This is a genomic window from Paramesorhizobium leguminum, assembly GCF_003217235.1.
Classification (GTDB): Bacteria; Pseudomonadota; Alphaproteobacteria; order Rhizobiales; family Rhizobiaceae; genus Paramesorhizobium; species Paramesorhizobium leguminum.
Genome location: NZ_QJTF01000007.1, coordinates 54,414 through 79,195, shown reverse-complemented (window position 1 = coordinate 79,195; position 24,782 = coordinate 54,414). Strand labels below are relative to the sequence as shown.

The 24,782-nt window shown below is 58.4% G+C and carries 25 protein-coding genes, 1 tRNA gene and 2 pseudogenes; 14 read left to right on the top strand and 14 right to left on the bottom strand.

From position 1 onward, the window contains the following. Positions 1-33: 33 nt before the first annotated feature. Complete coding sequence (locus C7477_RS07825; protein WP_146226076.1) at positions 34-405, top strand: hypothetical protein; 372 nt, start codon at positions 34-36, stop codon at positions 403-405. 599 nt (positions 406-1,004) lie between these two features. Here C7477_RS07825 and C7477_RS07820 read toward each other — a convergent pair. After that, complete coding sequence (locus C7477_RS07820) at positions 1,005-1,652, bottom strand: BON domain-containing protein (RefSeq protein WP_110750798.1); 648 nt, start codon at positions 1,650-1,652, stop codon at positions 1,005-1,007. A gap of 348 nt (positions 1,653-2,000) precedes the next feature. On the opposite strand from C7477_RS07820, the gene C7477_RS07815 reads away from it, so the two are divergent. Continuing rightward, positions 2,001-3,137, top strand: a complete 1,137-nt coding sequence (locus C7477_RS07815; RefSeq protein ID WP_110750796.1) for a porin — start codon at positions 2,001-2,003, stop codon at positions 3,135-3,137. A gap of 203 nt (positions 3,138-3,340) precedes the next feature. Here C7477_RS07815 and C7477_RS07810 read toward each other — a convergent pair whose 3' ends face one another. Next, a complete protein-coding gene (locus C7477_RS07810; RefSeq protein WP_110750794.1) occupies positions 3,341-4,474 on the bottom strand; it encodes a porin in 1,134 nt (377 codons plus the stop codon). Positions 4,475-4,956: 482 nt separating this feature from the next. After that, positions 4,957-5,047, bottom strand: a tRNA-Ser gene (locus C7477_RS07805). Between the two features lie 416 nt (positions 5,048-5,463). Here C7477_RS07805 and C7477_RS07800 point away from each other — a divergent pair. From C7477_RS07800 to C7477_RS07780, 5 genes are all read left to right on the top strand, one after another. Further along, complete coding sequence (locus tag C7477_RS07800) at positions 5,464-6,633, top strand: porin (RefSeq protein ID WP_110750792.1); 1,170 nt, start codon at positions 5,464-5,466, stop codon at positions 6,631-6,633. 276 nt (positions 6,634-6,909) lie between these two features. After that, the gene (locus C7477_RS07795) at positions 6,910-7,836 is read left to right on the top strand and encodes a tyrosine-type recombinase/integrase (RefSeq protein ID WP_110750790.1); all 927 of its coding nucleotides are present in this window, start codon (positions 6,910-6,912) and stop codon (positions 7,834-7,836) included. 156 nt (positions 7,837-7,992) lie between these two features. Then, a complete protein-coding gene (locus C7477_RS07790; protein ID WP_110750788.1) occupies positions 7,993-8,349 on the top strand; it encodes a DUF423 domain-containing protein in 357 nt (118 codons plus the stop codon). A gap of 69 nt (positions 8,350-8,418) precedes the next feature. Continuing rightward, positions 8,419-8,772, top strand: a complete 354-nt coding sequence (locus C7477_RS07785; RefSeq protein WP_245411763.1) for an ArsR/SmtB family transcription factor — start codon at positions 8,419-8,421, stop codon at positions 8,770-8,772. Continuing rightward, entirely contained in the window at positions 8,765-9,274 is a 510-nt protein-coding gene (locus C7477_RS07780) for an SRPBCC family protein (protein WP_110750783.1), read from the top strand. The genes C7477_RS07785 and C7477_RS07780 overlap by 8 nt, the downstream gene beginning before the upstream one ends. A gap of 75 nt (positions 9,275-9,349) precedes the next feature. On the opposite strand, the gene C7477_RS07775 is transcribed toward C7477_RS07780, so the two are convergent. The 5 genes from C7477_RS07775 to C7477_RS18960 form a co-directional block, all read right to left on the bottom strand. Further along, on the bottom strand, positions 9,350-10,051 hold the full coding sequence (locus C7477_RS07775; RefSeq protein WP_110750781.1) for an antifreeze protein: 702 nt from the start codon (positions 10,049-10,051) through the stop codon (positions 9,350-9,352). A gap of 314 nt (positions 10,052-10,365) precedes the next feature. Further along, the gene (locus C7477_RS07770) at positions 10,366-11,376 is read right to left on the bottom strand and encodes an endonuclease/exonuclease/phosphatase family protein (RefSeq protein ID WP_110750779.1); all 1,011 of its coding nucleotides are present in this window, start codon (positions 11,374-11,376) and stop codon (positions 10,366-10,368) included. A 249-nt stretch (positions 11,377-11,625) separates the two neighbouring features. Next, complete coding sequence (locus C7477_RS07760) at positions 11,626-13,128, bottom strand: AMP nucleosidase (protein ID WP_110750777.1); 1,503 nt, start codon at positions 13,126-13,128, stop codon at positions 11,626-11,628. Between the two features lie 40 nt (positions 13,129-13,168). Next, positions 13,169-13,351, bottom strand: coding sequence for a hypothetical protein (locus tag C7477_RS07755; protein ID WP_110750775.1), 183 nt, complete (start codon positions 13,349-13,351; stop codon positions 13,169-13,171). After that, positions 13,348-13,503 (bottom strand): hypothetical protein, encoded by a 156-nt coding sequence (locus C7477_RS18960; protein WP_181418376.1) that lies wholly within the window; start codon positions 13,501-13,503, stop codon positions 13,348-13,350. Before C7477_RS18960 ends, C7477_RS07755 begins: the two co-directional genes overlap by 4 nt. Before the next feature lie 169 nt (positions 13,504-13,672). Here C7477_RS18960 and C7477_RS07750 point away from each other — a divergent pair, with 169 nt between their 5' ends. After that, positions 13,673-14,380: a glutathione S-transferase N-terminal domain-containing protein gene (locus C7477_RS07750; RefSeq protein WP_110751014.1), complete on the top strand. Its 708-nt coding sequence runs from the start codon at positions 13,673-13,675 to the stop codon at positions 14,378-14,380. Positions 14,381-14,605: 225 nt separating this feature from the next. Here C7477_RS07750 and C7477_RS07740 read toward each other — a convergent pair whose 3' ends face one another. Then, positions 14,606-14,953, bottom strand: a complete 348-nt coding sequence (locus C7477_RS07740) for a DUF2147 domain-containing protein (RefSeq protein ID WP_110750773.1) — start codon at positions 14,951-14,953, stop codon at positions 14,606-14,608. 11 nt (positions 14,954-14,964) lie between these two features. Beyond that, a complete protein-coding gene (locus C7477_RS07735) occupies positions 14,965-15,144 on the bottom strand; it encodes a hypothetical protein (protein ID WP_110750771.1) in 180 nt (59 codons plus the stop codon). A 191-nt stretch (positions 15,145-15,335) separates the two neighbouring features. Here C7477_RS07735 and C7477_RS07730 point away from each other — a divergent pair, with 191 nt between their 5' ends. Both C7477_RS07730 and C7477_RS07725 read left to right on the top strand, forming a co-directional pair. Beyond that, entirely contained in the window at positions 15,336-15,602 is a 267-nt protein-coding gene (locus tag C7477_RS07730) for an SEL1-like repeat protein (RefSeq protein WP_110750770.1), read from the top strand. A gap of 22 nt (positions 15,603-15,624) precedes the next feature. Next, on the top strand, positions 15,625-16,794 hold the full coding sequence (locus C7477_RS07725; protein WP_110750768.1) for a porin: 1,170 nt from the start codon (positions 15,625-15,627) through the stop codon (positions 16,792-16,794). 275 nt (positions 16,795-17,069) lie between these two features. Here the strand turns inward: C7477_RS07725 and C7477_RS07720 are convergent, their stop codons facing one another. Both C7477_RS07720 and C7477_RS07715 read right to left on the bottom strand, forming a co-directional pair. Next, complete coding sequence (locus C7477_RS07720; protein WP_245411762.1) at positions 17,070-17,570, bottom strand: P-loop NTPase family protein; 501 nt, start codon at positions 17,568-17,570, stop codon at positions 17,070-17,072. 137 nt (positions 17,571-17,707) lie between these two features. Beyond that, a complete protein-coding gene (locus C7477_RS07715; protein WP_110750764.1) occupies positions 17,708-18,472 on the bottom strand; it encodes a VOC family protein in 765 nt (254 codons plus the stop codon). Positions 18,473-18,679: 207 nt separating this feature from the next. On the opposite strand from C7477_RS07715, the gene C7477_RS07710 reads away from it, so the two are divergent. Then, positions 18,680-19,270: a DUF922 domain-containing Zn-dependent protease gene (locus C7477_RS07710; protein WP_110750762.1), complete on the top strand. Its 591-nt coding sequence runs from the start codon at positions 18,680-18,682 to the stop codon at positions 19,268-19,270. A gap of 272 nt (positions 19,271-19,542) precedes the next feature. Here the strand turns inward: C7477_RS07710 and C7477_RS07705 are convergent, their stop codons facing one another. Beyond that, the gene (locus C7477_RS07705) at positions 19,543-21,225 is read right to left on the bottom strand and encodes an electron transfer flavoprotein-ubiquinone oxidoreductase (protein WP_110750760.1); all 1,683 of its coding nucleotides are present in this window, start codon (positions 21,223-21,225) and stop codon (positions 19,543-19,545) included. Positions 21,226-21,448: 223 nt separating this feature from the next. Here C7477_RS07705 and C7477_RS19500 point away from each other — a divergent pair. From C7477_RS19500 to C7477_RS07695, 3 genes and pseudogenes are all read left to right on the top strand, one after another. Further along, a pseudogene (locus tag C7477_RS19500) lies at positions 21,449-21,560 on the top strand (uracil-DNA glycosylase); the annotation flags it as partial. Between the two features lie 104 nt (positions 21,561-21,664). Continuing rightward, positions 21,665-22,318 (top strand): annotated as a pseudogene (locus C7477_RS07700) (uracil-DNA glycosylase); the annotation flags it as partial. Positions 22,319-22,567: 249 nt separating this feature from the next. Next, positions 22,568-23,815, top strand: a complete 1,248-nt coding sequence (locus C7477_RS07695; RefSeq protein WP_110750756.1) for an MFS transporter — start codon at positions 22,568-22,570, stop codon at positions 23,813-23,815. On the opposite strand, the gene C7477_RS07690 is transcribed toward C7477_RS07695, so the two are convergent. Continuing rightward, positions 23,812-24,780, bottom strand: a complete 969-nt coding sequence (locus C7477_RS07690; RefSeq protein WP_425373535.1) for a DMT family transporter — start codon at positions 24,778-24,780, stop codon at positions 23,812-23,814. The two genes, C7477_RS07695 and C7477_RS07690, sit on opposite strands and share 4 nt — an antisense overlap. Positions 24,781-24,782: the final 2 nt, after the last annotated feature.

The following is a 24,782-nucleotide window of genomic DNA, read 5'->3' as shown; positions in this document are numbered from 1 at the left end:
GCTTTCAACAATCTTGGGGCGGATGCAGCCACAGTGGCGGGTGAAGCAACAGTTCGAGTTGCCATCGACGTGGATAACGCAGCCGCCCGGCCCTTTGCAGCGGGTCTGGCCGCGGACGAGGGGACCGAGGATGACGATGCGGGGGACTTGGACATTGGAATCACCGATGCGCCGACGGAAGCAACGGCGGCGCTCGCCTTCGCTGCGGCAGATTTGGCCGCGTCGGCCATCGACCTGCCGGCGGGAGCGCGCAGTGGCGTGACCTTTGCCGACGCAACACTTGCCGAAGCCCCGGCGGGAGTCTTGGCCGTTGCCCTCGATCTCGCTCCCGATTTCTGCGAAGCGGCCACGGGAGGCGCAGCATATTTTGCCGCTCTGGCAGCCGCGCCGGCTCTGGGCGCATAGGGAAGCGCCAAGGCAGACGCCGCGGTGCGCGTTCCAGCGGAAGCATTGAAACGGCGATACATCGACGCGATGAGGCAACCGAGCACAAATGCGACAGCGATCAGTATGGCCAATTGAATGATGAGCAACAACATGCGGACTTCTCCTTCAGGCGGAAGGCCATATTCGGCACAGATGAATTGTCTCAACCATTCCCGGCACACCCCCGGGAACAGACATGCATATGTTCGTCGGCGCGGTCAGGTCCGCCGCGCAAGGAACACACACCTCGATTACGCATGATACTCGTTACGCATGTGGTTTACTTGATCCAAGCAAACCGGCGAATTCACGAAATACAAGGAATTCGCGCAAACATACTTTGGTAAAAGCCTGGCCATCCAAGGTATATTGCATGATACATACTAATACACGGCATTTCTTACCGAATGACTTATACCGACATAAAGCCCAATAAAAAAAGCCACGAGCAGAACAGGCCAAAATGTACTTATCAGATACATCATTTTTATCCCTCATGATTCGCTTAAGCAAAATAACACAGAAAAAGAAACTGTGAATTATTTTGCATATTATTTAGCTATACTTTCCGACGCCGATCAGTTGGCCGGCGGAACGATCCGCGCCGAGGCAAGCCTGCCCTCACCCGGCAACTTGCCCGCGACAGCGGCTGTCAGCCTTTCGTAAGCGTCCTGCCCGGCGGCCGCGCCGCGGATCGTATAATCAAGGCCGCTAACGGATACCTCGCCTTCTTTCATATCCGCCAGCTGAGCAAGCGCGAAGCCGACGAGCGCGGGAAAGCCATCCGGCGCACCGCGCGCGACCGACAGATCGTCGGTAATACGGACGCCCGGCATGAACCGCTCGACGACACTCACGATATCAGCGCGGACAGATCCCGGAGGTACATCGCCGGAAAGGGTCAATCCGTGGCTCGACTTTATAGCGCGGAATGCGAACGGCTCCGCGACCGGCGGCAGCACCGAGAGATTGCTCACGCTGCGAACGCCCGGGATCGCCGCCGCAACCTGAGCAGCGGCGACCTGGGCCGGCTCGTCCGGCGCCGTGCCACGCAAGGACAGATCGCGACCATCGGCATCGACCGTTGCCCAGCGTTGATTGTTTCCTATGAGCGCGGCGGAAGCGCGCGATACCAGATCATGTTCGACCGGCGCTGTACCGAACCATGCAGCAAGCGCCGTCAAGACTGTCGTTGTGGCCACGCCGGGCCAAACCCAACTGTGCATAGCTATCCTCTCCTCTTTGCGTAAGAACGCGGATTTATACGCACGATACGAAAACGCACTCCGCCAGTACTGCGAAGCAGGAGAATCGAACTCTCGCCGATAATGAAATTTAGATCAAGCTTAGATGTGAATAATTTACATATAATACTGTTGATAGAAGCTAAAAAATACTCCTGACTAAAACTCTATATTTAAATGTGGCTCTACTGATAGCGATTTCTCTTTCAAGAAGCGAGAATTCATAATTATTAATATTTCCAAAGGCTCCTCTCCTGCGCCCTTGGCAAGGGAGATAACGCCTTCGAGACCTTCGGCTCATCGCAAATCCATGCGACTGGAGGTCAGAAAATGAACATCAAGAGCCTTCTCATCGGCTCCGCTGCGGCACTCACCGCAGTTTCCGGCGCTCAGGCTGCCGACGCCGTCGTCGCCGCCGAGCCGGAACCCGTTGAATACGTTCGCGTTTGCGATGCTTACGGCGCTGGTTACTTCTACATCCCCGGCACCGAAACCTGCCTGCGCATTTCGGGCTATGTCCGTTTTGACGCCGGCGCCGGCGATCTTCTCGGCAAGCGCTCCTTCGACGTGAAGGACCTCGCCGAAGGCGAGCTCAATGAGAACGACACCTGGAACCTGCGCACCCGCTTCACGCTGCGCACGCACACCGCCTCCGAGACCGAACTCGGCACGTTGCGCACCTATACCGAGACCCGTTTCCAGTATGATTCGAACAGCGTCGACTACAATATCGTCGATGGCGACGGCAACACCATTGCCACGTCCGAGCGTACCGAGGCTGGCTTCGATGACGCGTCGCTGAACTTCGCCTACGTCGAACTGGGCGGTCTGCGCATCGGTAAGGACGAAACTGCATTCCGTACGTTCGTCGGTTATGCCGGTAACGTCATTCTCGACGATCAGCTCGATGGTGCTGGTTACGACACGATGCTCATCAGCTACACCTTCACGGGCAAGAATGGCTTCTCGGCCATCCTGTCGCTCGAACAGGGTGATGACGAGCACACGATCGACAGCTACCTGCCGCACGTTGTCGGCGGTCTGAAGTACGCTCAGGGCTGGGGTTCGATTGCTGCCGTCGCTGCTTATGACGCCAACGTTGAAGAGTGGGCTGCCAAGGCTCGCGTTGACCTCAACGTCAATGACGCCTTCTCCGTCTTCGTGATGGGCGCCTATCAGTCCGAAGGTGATATCGCAAACTACCGCGAAAACTACTACGGCACTTGGGGCGGCGATTGGATCGGCTGGGTCGGCGCAAGCTACAAGCTGAACGACAAGGCGACCTTCAACGCCCAGGTTTCGTATGACGAGTCCGAGGCGCTCGGTGCATCCGCCAACGTTGCTTACAAGCTCGTTCCGGGCTTCACGATCACCCCGGAAGTTGCTTACTACAAGAACTCCGACGATCTCAGCGGCAACGACGACGATGCTTGGGGCGGCATGATCCGCTTCCAGCGCTCGTTCTAATCCAATCTGGATTTGACTTAATGAAACCCGGCAGCTCTGGCTGCCGGGTTTTTTCGTTTGAGTTAATAAGTCCGCTGTTTGCCCTCTCCTCGATCTTCGCGATTTCGGCAGAGCAAGCGAAGGGTGGCGGAACTAACCCCATAGAACAGCAAAAAACCCGGCAGCGTGAGCTGCCGGGTTTCTTTTGAACCAATCCGGATGGATTAGAACGAGCGCTGGAAGCGGATCATGCCACCCCAGGCGTCGTCGTCGGTGCCGGACAATTCTTCCGAGCTCTTCACATAGAGAACTTCCGGGGTAATCGTGAAGCCGGGAACGAGCTTGTAAGCAACGTTGGCGGCAACAGCGAGTTCCTCGGCTTCGTCATACGAAACCTGGGCGTTGAAGGTCGCCTTGTCGTTCAGCTTGTAGCTTGCGCCAACCCAGCCGATCCAGTCACCAGCCCAAGAAGCGTAGTTGTTCTCCGAGTAACGCGAGAGGTCGCCCTCAGACTGCCAGGCACCCATCACGAAGACAGAGAAGGCATCCGAGACATTGACATCAACACGGGCTTTAACGGCGAATTCCTCAATGATGGAGTCATAGCCGACGGCAACGCCGACCGAACCCCAACCCTGAGCATACTTCAGACCGCCAACGATATGCGGAACATAATCGTTGATCGTGTCGTTCTCGCTACCCTGCTCAAGCGAGACGATGGCCGAAAGGCCATTGCCTGCTGTGAAGGTGTAGCTGATGAGGTTGGTGTCGTAGTTGTCGCCTTCCAGCGTATCGTCGTTCATGACGTTGCCGGCGTAGCCGAGGAAGGTACGGAACGCGGATTCGTCTTTACCGATGCGCAGACCGCCCAGTTCGATGTAGGCGAAGTTGATCGAGACGTCATCGCCCTGAGCGAACGCGCCGGGCACCTTCACCGGGCTATCAGGCGTGTAGTAATAGTTCTTGTCGCCATTGTTCGTGTCGTACTGGAAGCGCGTCTCGGTGTAGGTGCGCAGCGTGCCCAGTTCGGTCTCGGAAGCAGTGTGCGTACGCAGCGTGAAGCGGCTGCGAATGTTGTAGGTGTCGTCACCTTCGTCAATGCTGCCATCGCCGAGGCGATAGTTCCTGCCCTGTGCGCCGAGAAGATCGCCGGCACCAACGTCAACGCGGACGTAGCCCGAAATGCGCAGGCAGGTTTCGGTGCCGGGGATGTAGAAGTAACCAGCGCCGTAAGCATCGCAAACGCGAACGTATTCAACGGGTTCCGGCTCGGCGGCGACGACGGCGTCGGCAGCCTGAGCGCCGGAAACTGCGGTGAGTGCCGCAGCGGAGCCGATGAGAAGGCTCTTGATGTTCATTTTCTGACCTCCAGTCAAAGTTAAAAATGGGTCTGGGCATTCTGATTTGGCTGAAGGACAACCTGTCCCCATCCCCCGAAAAAGTCGCCCCGAAGCGCTCCTTCTTCCCGAGTGACCATACTCGCAGGGTTTCGTGTTTCAACACCCAATCACATTCTACCGGGTTTTGCACTCCGCTATGCCCTCCCTCTGTTGCACAAATGACACGAAATCGCCTCAGACTCGGCTTGTGCGTTAGATGTTGATAATATGTGAGCGGTGGAGTCGGTGGGTTTGATGCTGAAAAACGCGCCCGGTTTATCCCACAAAAGAGGGAATCGGGTGGAATCGGCAAGGGTGGGGGAGCATCGCTGCGGAGGGGCCCTGGTACTGCGCTATAGAGCGCATCATTATCAGATAGAGGAACCAAAACAGGAAAATCACCTGGCAAGCCAACATCGCGCTGATTTTCGTGCAGTGGTAAAATTGCGGCTTCAAGGGAATGGCAGAGAGGGTGGGATTCGAACCCACGAGACCCTTTTGAGGTCTACTCCCTTAGCAAGGGAGCGCCTTCGGCCACTCGGCCACCTCTCCAGCAAAGGCGAGATAGCCGGTAAATTTCAGCAATTCAAGAGATTTGCGAGTGATGTGTTCAAATTATTTATGAAGACCGCCTTAGGGTGCGTTGAGGTTCAATGCGCAGGCAGCAGCATAACCATCGCGCCCGGCCTGATAGGTTCGCAGATCCTCGGGACAAGCCCGAGGATGACGGCCACATCGAGCCAGCGATAACCGCCGCATAAAGCCAAGGCGCTAACCAGAGGACCCACGACAAGACATGCAATAGTTGTATTTTAATAATTCTGCCTACTTATACGAGCGATACATAAGCGCCCGGAATTCCCTTCTTCCCGCACGCGATTTTTCACTGCCCTTCACGCGAATTAACTAACTATCTGATTTCATTTATCTTTTCCATCCGCCTCCGACTCTTGACTGGAGGTCAGAAAATGAACATCAAGAGCCTTCTCATCGGCTCCGCTGCGGCACTCACCGCAGCGTCCGGCGCTCAGGGCGCCGATGCCGTTGTGGCCGCCGCCGAAGCGGAACCCGTTGAATTTGTCCGGGTTTGCGACGCGTATGGCGCCGGCTATCTCTATATTCCGGGGACAGAGACCTGCTTTCGCATCTCCGGCTATCTGCGCTACGACATCAGCGTCGGGGATGCCCTTGGGATGACCGCGCTGGATCGCCGGGATTATCGTGGCACCCTTGCGACCGGAGTTCCGCCAACGGGTGACGATCTCGACTATCACGACACCTGGAACAAGCGAATGCGCTTCGCGCTGCGCACGCACACCGCCTCGGAAACCGAGCTCGGCACGCTGCGCACCTATACTGAAACCCGTTTCCAGTGGGACACGAACAACAACACAACCCAGATTCTCCAAATGGATGATCAGCGCGACAAGGGCTTTGGCGCCTGGGCCCAGAATGACGACGTGACGCTGAACTTCGCCTATATCGAATTGGGCGGACTGCGCATCGGCAAGGACGAAACCGCGTTCCGCACCTTCCTCGGCTATGCCGGCAACGTCATCAACGATGACAAGATAGAGCCGGAAGGCTACGACACCACGCTCATCAGCTACACCTTCACCGCCGGAAGCGGCATCTCGGCCATCATCTCGCTCGAACAAGGTAACGAGTGGTGGACTATCGACAGCTATACGCCGCATGTCGTGGTCGGCGCCAAGTGGGCGCAAGGCTGGGGCTCCATCGGTGTTGTCGGCGGCTATGACGCCAACATGGAAGAATATGCGATCAAGGCTAGAGCGGACCTCAACGTCACCGACGAGTTCTCCCTCTTCGTGATGGGCGGCTGGCAGTCCCAGGGCGGCTATGACTACTACCAGGATAATTTCTACGCTTCATGGGCCGGCGACTGGATCGGCTGGGTTGGCGGCACCTATCAGTTCAACAAGCAGACAAGCTTCAACGCCCAGGTCTCCTATGACCAGGCCAAGCAAATGGCCGTTGCCGCCAACGTCGCCTACGAGCTGGTCCCCGGCCTCGTGATCACGCCGGAAGTTCTTTACGTGAGAGACACCGTCGAGATTCCCGATGGCATAGACGACGATGTCTGGGGCGGCATACTCCGCTTCCAACGGTCATTCTAAAACGGGACAACAAGAAGCGGCGGCAATACTCTGCCGGCGCTTCTTAATTCTAAGCCACGTTCACGCAAGTGAGCGGATGTTGAAACAAGACTGTGAGGAGATAACCAGAGAACTTACACTTTACAATATTGGGGGAAGCACCAACGAGAGGCGGGAATCTTCGTTGGTAGTGGGATGATGGATGATGCCAATACACAAGTTAAGTAAACTCGACTTGTTTTTCGTTAATACATTCGTTAATGCTTCCTTCAATACTTTGTATTTGGGGAGGCAATAATGGGTGTTATGAAAAACAGCGCCATTGGAAGCGGTGAAGTCTATACGCCTATTATTGGCTATAATATAAACTACACCTCCTCCCAAAGTATTAATCACAGACTGGTCAATCAGCATTCTCTCGCTGAACTTACAGGACGGTATATAAACATTCTTTGGGACGATGGTTCCCACAAGTACAATGTGAAATCCTTCCTCGGTGAGATCGATGAGATATTGAAGGGCGAGCAATTCAATGGCTTCAGCCAGGAAATGCTTGACCGGGTCGTCGGTACGCTTCGTGAACGCGGCAATAGCAATGCAACCATCAATCGGAAGATGGCGGCGCTGAGCAAACTGCTGCGAAAGGCGTACAAGATGGGAGATATCTTCAATCTGCCGGAGTTCATTCGCCAGAAAGAGCGAGCGGGACGAATCCGTTTTCTCGAACAGGACGAGGAACTGCGTCTTTTCGCAGCCATCAGGAGCCGCTGCGAGGAGAGCTACCGTCTTTCGATGTTTCTTGTCGATACGGGGTGCCGCCTCGGCGAGGCGATCGGCCTTACCTGGAACGACATCCAGGACCAGCGCGTCACCTTCTGGCTGACAAAATCCAACCGCAGCCGCACCGTGCCGTTGACGCGGCGGGTGCGCAAGGCGCTGGACATTCCCCATCAAGGACTGAAAGGCCCATTTTCGATGCTCAACCAGGTGCGCTATCGCGCCATCTGGAACGAGGCGAAGATGGAGGTTGGCCTCGGCAAGGACGATCAGGTGGTGCCGCACATCCTGCGCCATACCTGCGCCTCGCGCCTGGTGCGCGGCGGGATCGATATTCGGCGCGTCCAGATGTGGCTTGGGCACCAGACATTGCAGATGACCATGCGCTACGCGCATCTGGCGACGAATGATCTGGATTCCTGCGTGAAGGTGCTGGAGGTGCGGTAGGGACTGATGCCCTACGGCGCCCCCCCCCCTTGTCCTGCCGGCAGGACCGAGGGGGGCGCCGTAGGGCGCCGTCACTTAAACATATCATGATGTCGCAGCCATTTTCCGCTATAAATCACCCCGCAGATAATCATCTAAGCGCGGGATACGGAAGCGATGCACCCCTATCGTCCATTCATCATCGCCGGTGGCTTGAGCGGCGCGGCGGCAATGATCGCCTATGCGGCTTCCGCTCATGGCGGCAGTGCCAATCTTGGCCTCATCGCGCCGCTGCTGCTTGCGCACGCCCCTGCTCTCTTGGCGCTCGCTCTGCTGGGCGCAGGCAGGATGACGGCGCGGCTTGGCGGATGGGCCACGCTTCTGGGCCTCGCGCTGTTCACCGGCGATTTGCTGATGCGCGACATGACAGGTGGCCGGCTCTTCCCTTATGCCGCGCCCACTGGCGGAACGCTGATGATTCTCGGATGGCTCATCATTGCCGCGATTGGCCTGGAAAAACGCGAGACTTCATAGAAATTCATTAAACAGGGCTGCCGGAAAAGAGCACTTGACGGCTTTAAATATGCATGATTATGTATATGTATGACTATGCATATCGACTTATTCGAAACGCTTGCCGACCCCACTCGCCGCCGCATTGTCGAGGCGCTGCGGGATGGTGAGCGGCAGGTGAATGACATCGTCCGGCAGGTTGGAATTCACCAGTCAGGCGTCTCCCGCCACCTGCGGATTCTGCACGAGACGGGCTTTGTCTCGGTGAGACCCAACGGGCAAACCCGGCTCTACGCGCTTCGTCCGGAGCCCTTTCGCGAATTCGAAACATGGCTCGCCGGCTACCGGCGACTATGGGAAGACCGCCTCGACCGCTTCGGCGCCGCGCTCGAGGAACGACGCAAGCAAAATGATTCAACCGAAAAGGAACATACTGATGAATGAAGTGAGCACATCCGCCGCAACCGATACGCCGCAGGCGAAGGTAATCATTGAGCGCACATATCGCGCGCGTGTCGAAGATTTGTGGGAATTGTGGACGACGAAGGCCGGCTTTGAATCATGGTGGGGGCCTGAAGGCTTTCGCGTCGAGGTTCACGCGCTCGAGGCGCATACGGGCGGCGCGCTGGAATATGACATGATCGCGGATACGCCTGAGATGATCGCCGCGATGAAGGATATGGGCCAGCCGGTCTCTCACAACACGCGCGGATGGTTCGACGCGTTCGAGCCGCACGCGCGGCTGACGCTCAAGCATATGATCGACTTCATCGCCGGCACCGAGCCTTATGAGAGCACGATCGAGGTCGATTTCCACGCTTCGGGCGACAACGCACGCATGGTCGTCACCCTTCATCCCCACCGCGATCCGCATTGGACGAAAATGTCGGCAGAGGGTTTCAGCAGCCAGCTTACGAAGCTCGACAAGCGATTCGAGCAGAAATAGCAGGCTTCACAATGCAGTCGGGGCGCCATTGGCGCCCCGCTATCTTTCAATAATTTTTGCGCTTTACCGGGAAGCTTACGATGTTTGCTTGAGCCTTGCATTGCAGAGGCTGTAGAAACCGCCACCCTTCTGGATCCATTTCAGGCCGCCAAGCGCGTTGGCCTGCTTGTTGGCGTAATACATTTCGAGGCAGGTGTGCATCCGCGCCTTGGCCGGCTTTTCATTGGCAAATTTCGGATCGATGCCCGCCGGGAAGCTCACACCAGCCGGCGCGACGACGGAGGGAGCGGGCGCTGCCGGCTCCCGGAAGGCTTGACCACTGACCGCAGCGGCATCGGCGCCGGGGCCGCATTCGGCCGTGCGGAACTCGCGCCACTTCATGCCACCCAGCATATTGGCATCCTTGGCCGCCTCATATTTCGCGCTGCACTCCTTGCGGCTCAGCCCTTTGGCGCCGTTGGCGGCTGCGGCAGTGGCCTCATCCTTGGCGACGGCAGCGGCGCCGGCGGCAGCGGCGGCTGCAGCGGCTTCCGACGCTGAAACGCCAGGAGTACCCGTGGCAGCGCCCGATGCAGCGGCGTCATCATCCGATGCGCACTGGGTCTTGCGGAAGTCGTTCCACTTCATGCCGCCCAGTGTTCCCGCATCCTTGGCAGATTTGTACTTTACACTGCATTCCTTCATCGACAGCGCATTGGCCGGTGATGAAATGGCGAGGGTGGCCGCTCCCATGAGAACGGCAGCACCGGCTAGACTTGCGATGGATCGGATAAGCATTTCTCAATTCTCCTTGAGTCGGGGCGCTGAGACAATGCACCCTCCAGTTTTCTCCATCAACTACTGTAAATATTCAAGGTAAAATTTCGGTTCACGACTTTAGAGCGGTATGCAATTAAGTTTAATCGGGCATTCCGCTCTAAATCTTTGTTTTAGCCGCATGATCTTACCTGGAAGTCTGCAACTTTTCGGGACCATGCTCTAATGAGCACGGCGGAACCATGAATAAACTTATCTTACATTATGGAATGTATTTTGACGCCGGGCTTTATCCGAAAAATCCGCGATTTGCGGGATCATGTTCCAGTATATTATCAGTTCATCACAATCTGAGCTTCTTCCGCGTTTTCACGCGCCGGCTGCGATATCGCGAAATCAAGCCTGACTGGCAGATGATCGGAACCGACGGCGCGAAGCGTGGCGATCTTCGCAATACGCACGGCGGGGCTTGTCAAAATCTGGTCGATCGGCAGCCCGATATAGGGTCTGAGCCCGGCGGGCAGCGCAAATGGCGCATAGGTTGGCCCGATGCCTGATGCCCGATGTGTACCGGAGGCGGTTTCGATCCGGCGCACCGCGTTGCTCCATGGCACGGCGTTGAAATCACCCGCGATCAATAATGGGCCCTCCATTTGCGCCAGATGCGGGAATATAAGGGCGATGTCTTGCGGCTGATCGAACGGCCATGGCCATCCCAGATGCAATGCCACGACCGTAACGGGTGCACCGCCGAGATCGAAGCGCGCGAAGGCCATGCTCCCATCGCCGACGCAGCCTGACTGGCCATCTTCCGCGAAGGGGCGGCGCGAGAGGATGCCGACGCTCCAGGCATTGGTGCCATTGCGGCAATATTGACGGTAGGGATAGCCCGCCTCCAGCAGTTTCAGCGTGGGCTCCCATTGTGGCGATGCTTCCTCAAGGGTGATGATATCAGGCCTTTCGCGCCCAATCAGCCGCAGCACCTCCGCCGGCTCGCGATTGTTATAACGCAGGTTGAGCTGCAAGAGGCTGTAGAGCGCCTCGCCTTTTTCTGCCGCCCGTGCGGCGCTCGCGCCGGACAGAAATCCTTGCGTCACGCCCAGCGTCGTCGCGAAAGCTGTAACGCTCAAGACCAGAACCATCGCCGCCTCGCGCCAAAGGGCGGTGAAGAACAGCGGCAGGGCCAGAAGAGCCATGATTACAGCGATATGCGCGCGGAAATGGGCAAAGGAATCGAGCGCCGGGTGCAGGCGACCGAGGAAGCCCAGCACCAGAGGCACCGAAAGGAGGAGCGCGGCACCCAAGAGCAGAAAGGCGAAGAGAGAGGCGGTGTTTCTGTCGGTCATGTTACGTGGTTAGAAATGATTGCGGTTTGGTGATGGCTGGCGCGGAAAGTGCTCTATGTTCCCACCCCCCTCTGTCCTGCCGGACATCTCCCCCTCAAGGAGATTACACTTTCAGCAATGTCGGCATCAATCGCAAGCATTGCCAGAAAGAATGCGGAACGTTGCATCAGCTAATCTCCCCCCTTGAGGGGGAGATGTCCGGCAGGACAGAGGGGGGTGAGATGAAGCGCAACCTCGAACTGTATCAATCTACTGAAACGCCGTCTCGAAAAAACTCCTCAGCTTGCGCGAGTGCAGCCGTTCCGGCGGCATGGCTCTCAGCTTTTCCAGCGCGCGGATGCCGATGCGCAAATGTTGCGCGACCTGGCGCTTGTAGAACTCGGTCGCCATGCCGGGCAATTTCAGTTCACCATGCAGCGGCTTGTCGGAAACGCATAGCAGCGTGCCGTAGGGAACGCGGAAGCGGAAGCCGTTGGCGGCGATGGTCGCCGATTCCATGTCGAGTGCCACGGCGCGCGATTGCGACAGGCGCTGCACCGGGCCGCGCTGGTCGCGCAGTTCCCAATTGCGGTTGTCGATGGTGGCGACCGTTCCGGTACGCATGATCCGCTTGAGATCATAGCCTTCGAGCCCGGTGATTTCCTCCACCGCCTCTTCCAGCGCCACCTGCACTTCCGCCAGCGCCGGCACCGGCACCCAGATTGGCAAATCATCGTCGAGCACATGATCCTCGCGCACATAGGCATGTGCCAGAACATAATCGCCCAATTCCTGCGTGTTTCGCAGCCCGGCGCAATGGCCGAGCATCAGCCAGGCATGCGGCCGCAGCACGGCGATATGGTCCGTGATCGTCTTGGCGTTGGAGGGGCCGATGCCGATATTGACCATCGTGATGCCCGATTTATCCGGACGCACCAGATGATAGGCCGGCATCTGCGGCAGGCGGTGCAATGGCAGGCCGATGGACGGCGCGTGATCGCCCGAGAGGGTGACGAGATTGCCGGGCTCGATGAATTTCTCGTATCCACCGCCACCTTCCGCCATCAGGTTGCGCGCATAAGCGCAGAACTCATCGATATAGAACTGATAGTTGGTAAAGAGAACGAAGTTCTGGAAATGCGCGGGGCTTGTCGCCGTGTAGTGCGCCAGTCGGTGCAGAGAATAATCCACCCGCTGGCCGGTGAACGGCGAGAGCGGCATGGCTTCGCCGGGCGCCAGTTCCGCATCGCCATTGACGATGCGGTCATCGGTCGCCGCCAGGTCAGGTACGTCGAAGATATCGCGCAGGGGCCGGGAAAAGGCATCCGCGACCGACGCCTTGATATGCGTTCCTTCAAGGAAGGCGAAATGGATGGGGATTGGAACCAGCGATTCCTGCACCGTTATGGGCACACCGTGATTGCGGATCAGAAGCCTGATCTGCTCGTGCAGATAATTATCGAACAGGTCGGGACGGGTGATCGTTGTCGAATAGACACCGGGGGTCGAGACATGGCCAAAGGCCAGGCGCGTGTCGACATGGGCGAAGCTCGATGTCGAAAAGCGCAACTCGGGATAATAAGCGCGGTAGCGCTCCGCCTTGACATCGCCCTCGGCCAGCCTGTCGAACGCATCGCGCAGGAACGCGGTGTTGCGCTCATAAAGCGCGCGCAGCGCGTCCACCGCCGCGCGGGCATCGGTGAATTGCTCGGGTTCCTGATGAGGCGGCGTTTGAATGCCGGTGTGATGCGGTTTGACGATTCGGTTTTCCATAGTCCTTTATAATAGGCAAAATTGGCGGATTTGGGAGGGATTATCCCGCGCGCTCAAGGCTGACGAAAAGGACGAGACCCGCGCGATGATTGTCCGGATCGCTGTTTGCATGAAGCGCGGCGAAAGCTCCTATCGGGCCGATGAGCACGATGACGAAGAAAACCATACGCAGCAGGATGGCGGCAGACATCGATGCTCTGGCGATCGTCGTTTTGGCGATCATTGAAAATCCATCCTGCTCCGCTGCGAAAGATCGATCACCGGCTTCTGCGCGCCGGCGTTGCGGACCTCATGGATAACGCCGCCAGTGAGAATGGCGAGCCCCATGAGAAAAAGGCTGAAAATAGTAAAGCGGCGCAGCAGCATCGTGTTCATCCCTGGTTGATGATCCAAGGTATCCAATTGAGGCTGAATGCAGGCTGAGAGCGCCGTTCATCCGCCGTTCAAACAATTTTACGTGAGGTAATGGCGAGCTTCTTGCTGTGTTTGAGAGCATGGTATGATCCTGCCCATACTTACCCCTGCCCGATTCCCGGAGATTTTCATGACGACGCAGACGAAACCGATCGAGCTTTATTATTGGCCGACGCCCAACGGCTTCAAGATCAGCATCATGCTGGAGGAACTGGGCGTTCCCTATGAGGTCAAGTACGTGAATATCAACAAGGGCGAGCAGTTCGAACCGTCGTTCCTGAAAATCGCCCCGAACAACCGGATGCCCGCCATCATCGACCCGGAAGGTCCTGATGGAGAGCCGATATCGGTGTTCGAGTCCGGCGCCATTCTGCAATATCTTGGGCGCAAGTTCGGCAAGTTTTATTCCACCGACGAGCGCAAGCGCGTTGCGACCGAGGAATGGCTGATGTGGCAGATGGGCGGACTTGGGCCGATGTCCGGGCAGGCAGGCCACTTCCGCCTCTATGCACCCGAAAAGATACCCTATGGCATCGAGCGTTATACCAACGAGGTCAACCGGCTTTATGGCGTGATGAACCGGCGGCTCGAAGGCCGCGATTATCTGGCCGATGATTATTCCATTGCTGATATTGCCTGCATCGGCTGGGTCAGCGTCTACAAGAACTACGACCAGAAGCTGGAGGATTTTCCCAATCTGAAGCGCTGGTTGGAAACGGTAACCGCGCGCCCAGCCGTCCAGCGCGGCCTGGCACTTGGCAAGGAAGAGCGGGAACGGTCCAACCTGGCGACCGACAAGGATGCGCAGAAGGTGCTGTTCGGGCAGAAGGCGCGGTAGGAAAATCCATATAGCGAAGCGCCCTATGAATACCCCCCTCTGCCTTGCCAGGCATCTCCCCCTCAAGGGGGGAGATTGGCTGACATGGCTTTCGGCCTTTATTCTGCAACGCCTGCGATTGGTGCCGGACATTCAAGAAGGCCTAATCTCCCCCCTTGAGGGGGAGATGCCTGGCAAGGCAGAGGGGGGTATTTTGGCACTTCCCTCCCTTACTATTCAAAAACTCTACTGCCGCGCCAAACTCTCGCTCTTGCAGATCAATCCGCCCATGACGCAGCCGGCAAGGGAAAGCGTGTTGCCTTTGACCGAGGCCTTGCCCGTATAGGTCTTGCCCTCGTCGAGCTTGTTGACCTTGCCCTTGTACGAGCCGCCGGTGCCGGACATGGAGCTCATTGACTTGCCCTTGTATTCCCCCGTCATCACCGTCCCGCAAAATGTATTGGTTCCACAGGCTTCATATTTGATGATGGTGCCGTTGGGCCGCTTCCATGAGCCGATAATCGGCTCCTCGGCGGCTGCCTGCCCGGCAGTTAGCGTGAAAATGGCTGCTGTCAGCATCAATGCGCGGATCATCTGGTTCCTCCCTATTTAAGCGTCGCACACGGCAGAATATCAGGCTCGATGACGTCTTCCTCCACCGCATCGGCCTTACGCAGACGTAAAGGTAAACCAACCTTGCCGTCGATGCCAACCGAATCTTTGGTTAGCGCAAGGTTGATTTCTGAACTCAGAATTTTACGCGAATTTTCGGCAAAAGCCTGCAAAATCCGGCTTCTTATGTTTAACGGGAGTTGAAATTTACTCGCCCGTAGGTTTTTGTTCGCCCCCGGTTAAGCATCATCCTTAACGGCCATTTCAAGCCTGTCTGGCAATCTCTGACTTACAAAAGAACACTGGGTCGAAGACAAAAAAGTCAACGAAAACCGGATGTTCGCTTTAACAGGGATTTAGGACAATGGCACGGTTTGAATTGCGTAACGAAGAGGCGGGCGCCATGGGCGCGTCCGCCCAGACCGACATCCTCTTCGAAATGGGCATGATGTATGCCACTGGACGCGATTGCGAGACCGATCTCGTCGCCGCTCACAAATGGTTCAACATCGCTGCGATCAAAGGCAACGAACGCGCCGCGGTCATGCGGAGCGAGATTGCGGCCGGCATGAGCAAGTTGGATCTCGCCACCGCACTGCGCGCCGCTCGTGAGTGGATGACGACGCACTGAGCGTCTTCCGGAGGTTGGGAAAATGTGCATCAAGAGCTTGCTTCTCGGCGCCGCTGTGGCAGCCCTTGCCGCAGTTTCCAGCGCCGGCGCCGCTGACATCCCCGCCGGTGCCCAGGCCGCGCCGGCCGCTGACGACCAAGACAGCTATGTCATCGATTGCGGTGGCGGCTACTTCTATATTCCGGGCAGCAAGACCTGCCTGCGCATCTCGGGATATGTCCGGTTCGACGCCGATGCCGGCGACGCTCTCGGCATCAAGGGCATCGATCGCCGGATGTTCTATGACAGCAGCAACCCCCAGGGCAAGCTGAACGACACGTGGAACCTGCACACCCGCTTCGCGTTGCGCACGGCCACGGTTTCAGAGACCGAGCTCGGCCCGCTGCGTACCTATACCGAAGCGTATTTCCAGTATGACACGAATACCGCGCCATACACCATTACGCTTCCACCTTTGACACCCGGCGGGCCGCCCATCGTGGAAACATACAACAGCGCCTGGGCCAGCTCCTCCAACCCCACGCTGAACTTCGCCTATATCGAACTTGGCGGCCTGCGCCTCGGCAAGGACGAAACCGCGTTCCGTACCTTCCTCGGCTATGCCGGCAATGTCGTCAACGATGACATCATCGAGCCGAACGGCTACGATACCATGCTCATCAGCTACACGTTTACGGGCAAGAATGGTCTTTCGGCCATCCTCTCGCTTGAGCAGGGCTCCGCAGAGTACACCATCGACAGCTATACGCCGCATATCGCCGGCGGTGTGAAGTATGCGCAAGGCTGGGGTTCGCTCGGCGCCGTTGCCGGCTACGATGCCAATTTCGACGCGTGGGCGGTCAAGGCCCGCGCGGATTTCAACGTGCACGATACCTTGTCCGTCTTCGTGATGGGCGGCTGGCGATCCGATGGCGACATAGAGAACCTCAATAACAATTTCTACGCTTCCTGGGGCGGCGATTGGATCGGCTGGGCAGGTGCCAGCTATCTGCTCACCGACAAGGCGATCGCCAATTTGCAGGTTTCCTTCGACGATTCCAAACAACTCGCTGTTGCCGCCAACGTTGCTTACCAGCTTGTCCCCGGCTTCACGATCACGCCTGAAGTTGTCTACAAGAAGAATTCCAATGAAATTCAGGGCAATGACGATGGCATCTGGGGTGGGACCATCCGCTTCCAGCGCGCGTTTTAGTGCATTTCACTTTTGGGTGGAACGACACTTTTTTGTCGGGTGCGGCAACTTCACCGTTGAGGCATGGATTCCTGTGACAAGCACAGGACGGAAGGTTTGCTGTTAACGGCTAGTTCCAACGTTTCTGCCTGGAAAGAACGGTTCCCGGTAGAGGAAAAAACATCTCCACCCGTCATTCCTGTGCTTGTCACAGGAATCCATGCCTCAACCTATCCATTCACGACAACGGCGCAAAAGGACACCAAGCGATTCCACCAAATGCCGGGACTAAACACCTAGAACGGCGGGATGCTTTCGAGAAAAGCCCTGACCTCCGCCGGATTGCGCAGGTGAAATACGCGGATATTTGAGGGTAGCGAGCGCATGAGCCTGAGTGCCCGGATCCGGCCGTTGCGCCTATAGCCGGCGACCCATTTGATGAATTCCCAGTCGAAGCGCTCCAGGCAGCCTTCGGCCATATCGGGCCGCGTTCCTCCATAGTTGAGTGCCGTTCGCCGCATCACGCGCCAAAGACGGCGCACCGTGCCTATATCGAGGAAGATGAACGTGTCGGTGCGTTCAATGCGCGCCGACATGGTCGCGGTATGGTTGCCCTCGAAGACCCATTCTTCGCGTTGCGCCGCACGCAGAACGAGCGCGGTGGTCTCTGCCGGCGCACGCTTGATCCAGCCGGGCTTCCAATACATCGGATCGATATGGATGACAGGCAGCTCCGTTCGCTCGCCGATTTGCCTGGCGAGCGTGGATTTGCCGGAACCGGCGCCGCCGATGATCATGACGCGTTTCATGGGTTTAGGGCAGTAGGGCAGTAGGGCAGTAGGGCAGTAGGGCAGTAGGGAAATATGTATTGGTCAAATGAATAAGGCAATAAACATACTGCCTTATTCACTTACTGCCTTACTGCCCTAAATCCTTACCGCTTCAACGACACGAGCGAAAACAACGCCCCTTGCGGGTCGATGCAGCCGGCGATCCAGCTATCGCCGGGCACCTGCATCGGCTCCAGGACGATTTTGCCGTTGTTCTGCTTTACCCGCTCCAATGCGGCATCGAGGCCATCCACCCAGAAATAGAACTGCCACATGGGCGCAGGCACGCTTTCCGGCTTGGTCATGATGGCGCCGCGCATTTTTCCATCGATGTCGAAAAGCTGATAGACGCCCCCGTCGGGCATATCCATGCCTTGGCCCTTGGTCCAACCGAACTGGCTGGAATAAAAGTCGAAAGCGCTGGGGCCGTCGGCGGCATAAAGCTCGTTCCAGCCGACGGTTCCGGGCGTCTGGTCGGGCAATGGCGGCTGGCTCTCCATGCTCGGCGTCATCAGCATGAACATGGCGCCGCCCGGATCGGCGACGACCGAAAATCGCCCGACTTCAGGAATGTCCGCGGGCTCGCGATAGACCTTGCCGCCGGCCTTGCGCAGGGCTTCGGTCGCAGCATCGACATCTTCCGCGAAGATATAGGCCAGCCACATCGGGCGCGCGCCCATGGCTTTTGCCTCTTCGGGGATCGTCATCAGTCCGGCAACGCCCGTCTCGCCTGCCTTGGCGATCACATAGGGCATCTCTCCCGGCCAAGCCTCGGTGTTCCAGCCGACGACCTTTTTATAGAAGTCCTCCGCTCCGGCGAGGTCCGACGTCATCAGTTCGTACCAGATAAAGTCCGATTGCTTGGGCATTTCGCGTTTCCCTTTATGTTGGGGTTGGTCGGTGTTTCCACGGCAATCCTTATTACCCGGCCATACTACACCGGGAATGGTCGCGTGCCACCTCTCCTGACAATTGAGGCAGAAGCCCTCCTGACAGAACAACTGACAAAATACTGGCAGTTGAACGGGCTAATCGTTTGCTCTAGCTTCGCCCGCGCAAAAGAAGGGCGGCGCGGAATGAAGCTGGTTTCATGGGTTGCGGGTGTGGCTTTGGGCTTGGGTCTCGCCACCGGGGCACAAGCGGAATGGAAACCTTCCGAACGGATCGAAACCTATGCCGTCAGCGGCCGGACGCCCATTGAGCTCTACCGGTCGATCGGTGAGAATGGCCCGAAACTGAGCCTCGGCCCGACCATCGCCTACACGACATTCGATCTCAAATGGTCGCGCAAATATGTGCCGGAAGGCGGCGGTTGCCGACTGGCGCGGGCGGTGCCGCACCTCACCATTATCTACAAGCTGCCGAAGCCGTCAGGCTCACTGCCGCCCGACACGCAAAAGCGGTGGGATGTTTTTATCGCAGGGATCAAGGCGCATGAGCGGGTGCATGGCGAAATGATCCTCGACATGGTGAAGAAGATCGAGGCGGTGTCTATCGGCCTGACGGTGGCGGACGATCCCGGCTGCCGGAAGATACGGGAGGAGCTAACCAAGCGCCTCGCTGCGCTTTCGCAGCAACAGCGCAGCAAGAGCCGTGATTTCGACAAGCGTGAGATGAGCGACGGCGGGAACGTGCACCGGTTGGTGCTGGGGCTGGTGAATGGGTGACCCTCCTTCCCCCTTGCAGGGAAGGTGCCCGCGGAGCGGGCGGATGGGGGTGGTTGGGATAGAGATGACTTCGAAAAGTTATGAACTTACGAAGAAGTGCACATAGCTGAAAAAGTGCAGCTTGCCGGCAATTACACCGCGCTGCCTTTGCCACCCCCATCCGCCCGCTGACGCGGGCGTTCGTCGCTGGAAAAGCCAAATCGTTGGCTTTTCCTCGGCCTTCGGCCGAACGCTCCTCAACCCCGCAAGGGGGAAGGAGAGCCTCCGCCCCCTCACATATTCACATAAACCGGCCCCTCGCCGCCCTGCGGCGGGACCCAGTTTATGTTCTGGTTCGGGTCCTTGATATCACAGGTCTTGCAGTGGACGCAGTTTTGGGCGTTGATGACGAAGACGTCCTTGCCGTCCTGTTTCACCCATTCATAGACGCCCGCCGGGCAATAGCGTTGCGACGGGCCGGCGTAGATGTCGAGCTCCGATGTCCTCTGCAACTCCATGTTCTTCACCTGAAGGTGGACCGGCTGGTCCTCTTCGTGGTTGGTGTTGGAGAGGAAGACCGAGGACAGACGATCGAAGGTCAGCACACCATCGGGCTTGGGATAGTCGATCTTTTGCGCCTCGCTTGCGGGTTCCAGCGTCTTGTAATCGGGCTTGCCGTGCTTCAGCGTGCCGAAGGGCGACCAGCCGCCGGTCAGCGTGTTGATCCACATGTCGAGGCCGCCGAGCGAGACGCCGATGATGGTGCCGAGCTTCGACCAGAGCGGCTTGACGTTGCGCACCTTTTTCAGATCGTTGCCGATTTCACTATCGCGCCACGCATCCTCGTAGGACGAAAGCTCATCATTGGCGCGGCCGGCGTTTATTGCCTCCGCGACATGCTCCGCCGCCAGCATTCCCGACAGCATCGCATTGTGCGAGCCCTTGATGCGCGGCACGTTGACGAAGCCGGCCGAGCAGCCCATCAGCGCCCCGCCGGGGAAGGAAAGCTTCGGCACCGACTGCCAGCCGCCCTCGGTGATGGCACGTGCACCATAAGAGAGCCGCTTGCCGCCCTCGAATGTGCCGCGAATGGACGGATGCGTCTTGAAGCGCTGGAACTCCTCGAAGGGCGAGAGGTAGGGGTTCTTGTAGTTCAAATGGACGACGAAGCCGACGGCCACCTGATTGTCGCCCAGGTGATAGAGGAACGAGCCGCCGCCCGTCTTCATATCCAGCGGCCAGCCGAAGGAATGCTGCACGAGGCCGGGCTTATGCTTTGAGGGATCGACCTGCCAGAGTTCCTTCAGGCCGATGCCGAACTTGGCGGGCTCCTTGCCCTCATCGAGCTTGAACTTGGCGATCAGCTCCTTGGCGAGCGAGCCGCGCACGCCTTCGCCGATCAGCACATATTTGCCGAGCAGCGCCATGCCGCGCGTAAAAGCGGGACCGGGCTCGCCGTTCTTCTCCACGCCCATGTCGCCGGTGGCGACGCCGATCACCGCGCCCTTGTCGTCGTAGAGCACTTCCGTCGCGGCGAAGCCCGGATAAATCTCGACTCCCAGCGCTTCCGCCTTTGCGCCCAGCCAACGGCAGACGTTGCCGAGCGAGACGATGTAATTGCCGTGATTGTTCATCAGCGGCGGCATCAGGAAATTCGGCAGCCGCACCGACCCGGAGGGACCCAGCACCAGGAAATGATCGTCCGTCACCGGCGTCTGGAACGGGTGGTCCGGATCATCGCGCCAGTCCGGAATGAGCTTGTCTATGCCGATCGGGTCAACCACCGCACCGGAAAGAATATGCGCGCCAACCTCGCCGCCCTTCTCCAGCACCACGACGGAGAGATCGGGGTTGATCTGCTTGCATCTGATCGCCGCCGACAGGCCCGCCGGCCCCGCACCGACGATGACCACGTCAAATTCCATGCTTTCGCGTTCTGGAAGCTCATTTTCAGGAAGCTTATGCGCCTCGCTCATTCATTCCTCCATGACGACTTGTTCCCCGGAGCCGTCTTTTGTTACCTGTTATTCTACTGTGATATAGAGTCGCCCGGCAGGTCCTATGCGGCCAATTGTCCGGGGCAATTGTGGCATTCATGCATAAAATATTTTACCTTGACGTAAACGTCAATAAAATCATGGATTTTATGGCCTGTCCGCGCAATGGACGACGCAACCGCATTCCTGATAAGAGGCCTTTATGGCAATTGAGCAGGAACCGATAGATATCGAAGGGTTGCTCCGCTTTTATGCGGAAGCGGGCGTGGATTGCGCTTTATCCGACGAACCCATCGACCGGTTTGCCGAAGTGGCGAAACCGAAAGCGGTGCCGCAGGCGCGTGCTGGCGGCGGGCAAGAGACCATGCCGCAGCGCCCGTCCGCCGGAACCACCTCCCCTGCCCCGGCTTCCCGAGCTGCGCCACCAGCTCCCGCGTCACCCCGCCCGGTCGTGCCTGATGATGCGCAGGTGGCGCTTGCCCGCGAGACAGCGGCCAAGGCGGCGACGCTTGACGAATTACGGGAAGCGCTTGCCGCGTTCGATGGCTGCAATTTGAAGTTCACAGCCAAGAACATGTGCTTCGCCGATGGCGACCCCGCTTCCGGCATCATGTTTATCGGCGAGGCGCCGGAGAGCGACGAGGATATCGAAGGCCGGCCTTTCGCCGGGCGTTCCGGGCAGCTTCTTGACCGGATGCTCGCGGCAATCGGGTTGGAGCGGGCCCATGTCCATATCGCCAATACCATCCCCTGGCGACCGCCCGGCAACCGGGCGCCGACACCGCTGGAGACGGAGCTTTGCCGCCCGTTCATCGAACGGCTGATCGAACTTGCCGGCCCGAAGGTGCTGGTGGCGCTCGGCGGCCCGGCGGCCAAAACCCTGACCGGTGCCGAGGGAGCCATTTTGCGGCTACGGGGCAATTGGAAGGAACATGTAACGCCGTCCGGCATGACGATCCCGGTAATGCCGACGCTGCATCCAGCCTATCTGCTCAAGAACCCCGCGCAAAAGCGTTTCGCGTGGCGGGATCTGTTGGCGGTGAAGATACGGTTGAGGGAGTTGGCAGGATGAACCAGCTCTCCCTCCCCCTTGCGGGGAGGGTGGCCCATAGGGCCGGGTGGGGGTGGTTCAGTATTGAGCATAACCGTCTCCACCCCCATCCGCCCGCTCCGCGGGCACCTTCCCCGCAAGGGGGAAGGAGGGCGCATCGTTATCTCCGCCATCCATTCGTCACCAACCACCGCTAAACCCATGTCGGAATTGGACAATCGTTTGCGTCGCAATTCCTTGTATCCTTATGCCTCAAAACCGAGGTCTTCCATGGCTGGCCAACTTCTGCCGATTGCCGCGCTGCTGTTCAGCACGTTTCTGATGCTGGTGGGCGGCGGGCTTGCGGGCATTCTTCTGCCCTTGCGCGCCGGGCTTGACGGCTGGTCGCCCACGACCATCGGCTGGATGGGCACCTCTTATGCGCTGGCTTTTACGCTGGGCTGCCTGATCGTGCCGCGGCTGGTGCGCCGGGTCGGGCATGTGCGGGTCTTCTCGGTGCTCCTGACCCTGCTCAGCATGTCGCTGCTTCTGCACGCGCTGGTGATGGAGCCTGTCGCCTGGATGATTTTCCGGGGAATCGCCGGTTTCTCGCTCGCCGGCGGTTATATGATCGTCGAAAGCTGGCTCAACGAGCGCGTAACCAACGAGACGCGCGGCAGGGTTTTCTCGATCTATATGATCGTCTCGATGCTTGGACTGCTCGCGGGGCAATTCATGCTGCCTTTCGGCAATCCGGCCACGCAGACGCTTTTCATCATATGCGCCCTCATCTATGCGAGCGCGCTCATTCCAACCGCGCTTTCCAATGCGCAGTCGCCAAGGGCGCTGACGCGGGTTTCGCTCGATCTCAAAGGTCTTTACCGCCGGTCGCCCGCTGCGGTCGTGGGCGCGCTGATCGCCGGGATCGTCGCGGGCGCATGGGGCTTTCTGGCGCCCGTCTATGGTGAACGGATCGGGCTTTCCACGCTCGGCATCGCCGCGATGCTCGCCACGGCGATGATCGGCGGCTCGATCTTTCAGTATCCGCTCGGACGGGCCTCCGATTTAGTCGACAGGCGCTATGTGATGGTGGCGGCGGGAGCCGTAGGGCTTGTGCTGGCCATGGCGATGGTGCTTATTCATCCGGGACCGGGGTGGCTTATCTATGCAATCATGTTCCTGTTCGGGTCCGTCCTCTATCCGATTTACAGCCTCAACACCGCGCACGCAAACGATGCCGCCAACCCAAGCGAATTCGTAACGATATCAAGCGGGCTTTTGATCGTTTACGGCATCGGCAGCATGATCGGGCCGCAGGCTGCCGGGCGGCTGATGGATGCCTTCGGACCTTCGGGTCTCTTCATCACCATGGCCGTCTGCTACACGCTCTATGCCGCGCATGCTCTCTGGCGCATCCTGCAGCGCAGCATCCCAATCGTGGTTGACCAGAAGACGGAATTCCAGTTCCAAAGCCCGGAAATGCAGCAAACGCCGGAAACGCTGCAGTTGGATCCGCGTAGTGAAGCAGCTCAGGATTAGGACATTCGACCCGCCGCTTGAGCCCGACGGTTGCGTTCGGCTACCACCAGCCGGTGCTCGCGATAGATGATGAAGATGCCGGCGCCGATGACTATGGTGCTGCCGACGATCATTTGCAATGTCGGGACCTCGCCGAAGATCAGATAGCCGATGGCGAGGCCGAGCAGCATCGAGGTATATTCAAAAGGCGCGATGGTCGACATCTCAGCGTAGCGGTAGCATTGTGTGAGGAAAATCTGCGCGATGCCGCCGGCGAAGCCCGCGCCGACCAGCATCGCGGCCTGCGCCGGTGTCGGCATCACCCAACCCAGGGGGATGCTGAAAAGCGCCATGACGGTGGATGTGATCGAGAAATAGATGACGATGGTGGGCGTGCGCTCCGTCTGCACGAGCCGGCGCACCAGCAGCATGGCGATGGCGCCGCAGCCCGCGCCCGCGAGCGCCGCACCCGCGCCCAGCGTCTCATCCATGCCGAGTTCGCCGCTCGAAAAAACACTCATGCGCGGCCATAGGATGACCAGCACGCCAATGAGGCCGACCATCACCGCGCTCCAGCGATAGACGCGCACGGTCTCATGCAGCAGGATCGCGCTGAACACCACGACGAAGAGCGGCCCGGCATAATTGAGGGCTATGGCTTCGGGCAGCGGCAGCTTGGTCAGCGCATAAAAGCTGAAGCTCATGGAAGTGACGCCGATAAGCCCGCGCCAGACATGGCTGAAACCCGCATTGGTGCGGAACACGCCTTTGACCTGATGCGTGAAGGCCAGATAGGCGACGATGGGAAAAATCGCGAAGAATGAGCGGAAAAAGACGAGCTGGCCGAGCGGGATGGCGTCTGCCGCCTTGAGAAGGCTCGACATGGCGACGAAGACGCAGACGGATGCAACCTTGAAGCCGATGCCAACCATGACCTTTGGTTCGACACGGGTTTCGACAGGCTCCGGACGCGAGGGAGCGTTCAAGG

Coding starts and splice junctions, on each gene's coding strand:
- C7477_RS07820 (WP_110750798.1), bottom strand. CDS start 1,652: ATGCACAGTTGGGTTTGGCCCGGCGTGGCCACAACGACAGTCTTGACG.
- C7477_RS07815 (WP_110750796.1), top strand. CDS start 2,001: ATGAACATCAAGAGCCTTCTCATCGGCTCCGCTGCGGCACTCACCGCA.
- C7477_RS07810 (WP_110750794.1), bottom strand. CDS start 4,474: ATGAACATCAAGAGCCTTCTCATCGGCTCCGCTGCGGCACTCACCGCA.
- C7477_RS07800 (WP_110750792.1), top strand. CDS start 5,464: ATGAACATCAAGAGCCTTCTCATCGGCTCCGCTGCGGCACTCACCGCA.
- C7477_RS07795 (WP_110750790.1), top strand. CDS start 6,910: ATGGGTGTTATGAAAAACAGCGCCATTGGAAGCGGTGAAGTCTATACG.
- C7477_RS07790 (WP_110750788.1), top strand. CDS start 7,993: ATGCACCCCTATCGTCCATTCATCATCGCCGGTGGCTTGAGCGGCGCG.
- C7477_RS07785 (WP_245411763.1), top strand. CDS start 8,419: ATGACTATGCATATCGACTTATTCGAAACGCTTGCCGACCCCACTCGC.
- C7477_RS07780 (WP_110750783.1), top strand. CDS start 8,765: ATGAATGAAGTGAGCACATCCGCCGCAACCGATACGCCGCAGGCGAAG.
- C7477_RS07775 (WP_110750781.1), bottom strand. CDS start 10,051: ATGCTTATCCGATCCATCGCAAGTCTAGCCGGTGCTGCCGTTCTCATG.
- C7477_RS07770 (WP_110750779.1), bottom strand. CDS start 11,376: ATGACCGACAGAAACACCGCCTCTCTCTTCGCCTTTCTGCTCTTGGGT.
- C7477_RS07760 (WP_110750777.1), bottom strand. CDS start 13,128: ATGGAAAACCGAATCGTCAAACCGCATCACACCGGCATTCAAACGCCG.
- C7477_RS07755 (WP_110750775.1), bottom strand. CDS start 13,351: ATGATCGCCAAAACGACGATCGCCAGAGCATCGATGTCTGCCGCCATC.
- C7477_RS18960 (WP_181418376.1), bottom strand. CDS start 13,503: ATGAACACGATGCTGCTGCGCCGCTTTACTATTTTCAGCCTTTTTCTC.
- C7477_RS07750 (WP_110751014.1), top strand. CDS start 13,673: ATGACGACGCAGACGAAACCGATCGAGCTTTATTATTGGCCGACGCCC.
- C7477_RS07740 (WP_110750773.1), bottom strand. CDS start 14,953: ATGATCCGCGCATTGATGCTGACAGCAGCCATTTTCACGCTAACTGCC.
- C7477_RS07730 (WP_110750770.1), top strand. CDS start 15,336: ATGGCACGGTTTGAATTGCGTAACGAAGAGGCGGGCGCCATGGGCGCG.
- C7477_RS07725 (WP_110750768.1), top strand. CDS start 15,625: ATGTGCATCAAGAGCTTGCTTCTCGGCGCCGCTGTGGCAGCCCTTGCC.
- C7477_RS07720 (WP_245411762.1), bottom strand. CDS start 17,570: ATGATCATCGGCGGCGCCGGTTCCGGCAAATCCACGCTCGCCAGGCAA.
- C7477_RS07715 (WP_110750764.1), bottom strand. CDS start 18,472: ATGCCCAAGCAATCGGACTTTATCTGGTACGAACTGATGACGTCGGAC.
- C7477_RS07710 (WP_110750762.1), top strand. CDS start 18,680: ATGAAGCTGGTTTCATGGGTTGCGGGTGTGGCTTTGGGCTTGGGTCTC.
- C7477_RS07705 (WP_110750760.1), bottom strand. CDS start 21,225: ATGAGCGAGGCGCATAAGCTTCCTGAAAATGAGCTTCCAGAACGCGAA.
- C7477_RS07695 (WP_110750756.1), top strand. CDS start 22,568: ATGGCTGGCCAACTTCTGCCGATTGCCGCGCTGCTGTTCAGCACGTTT.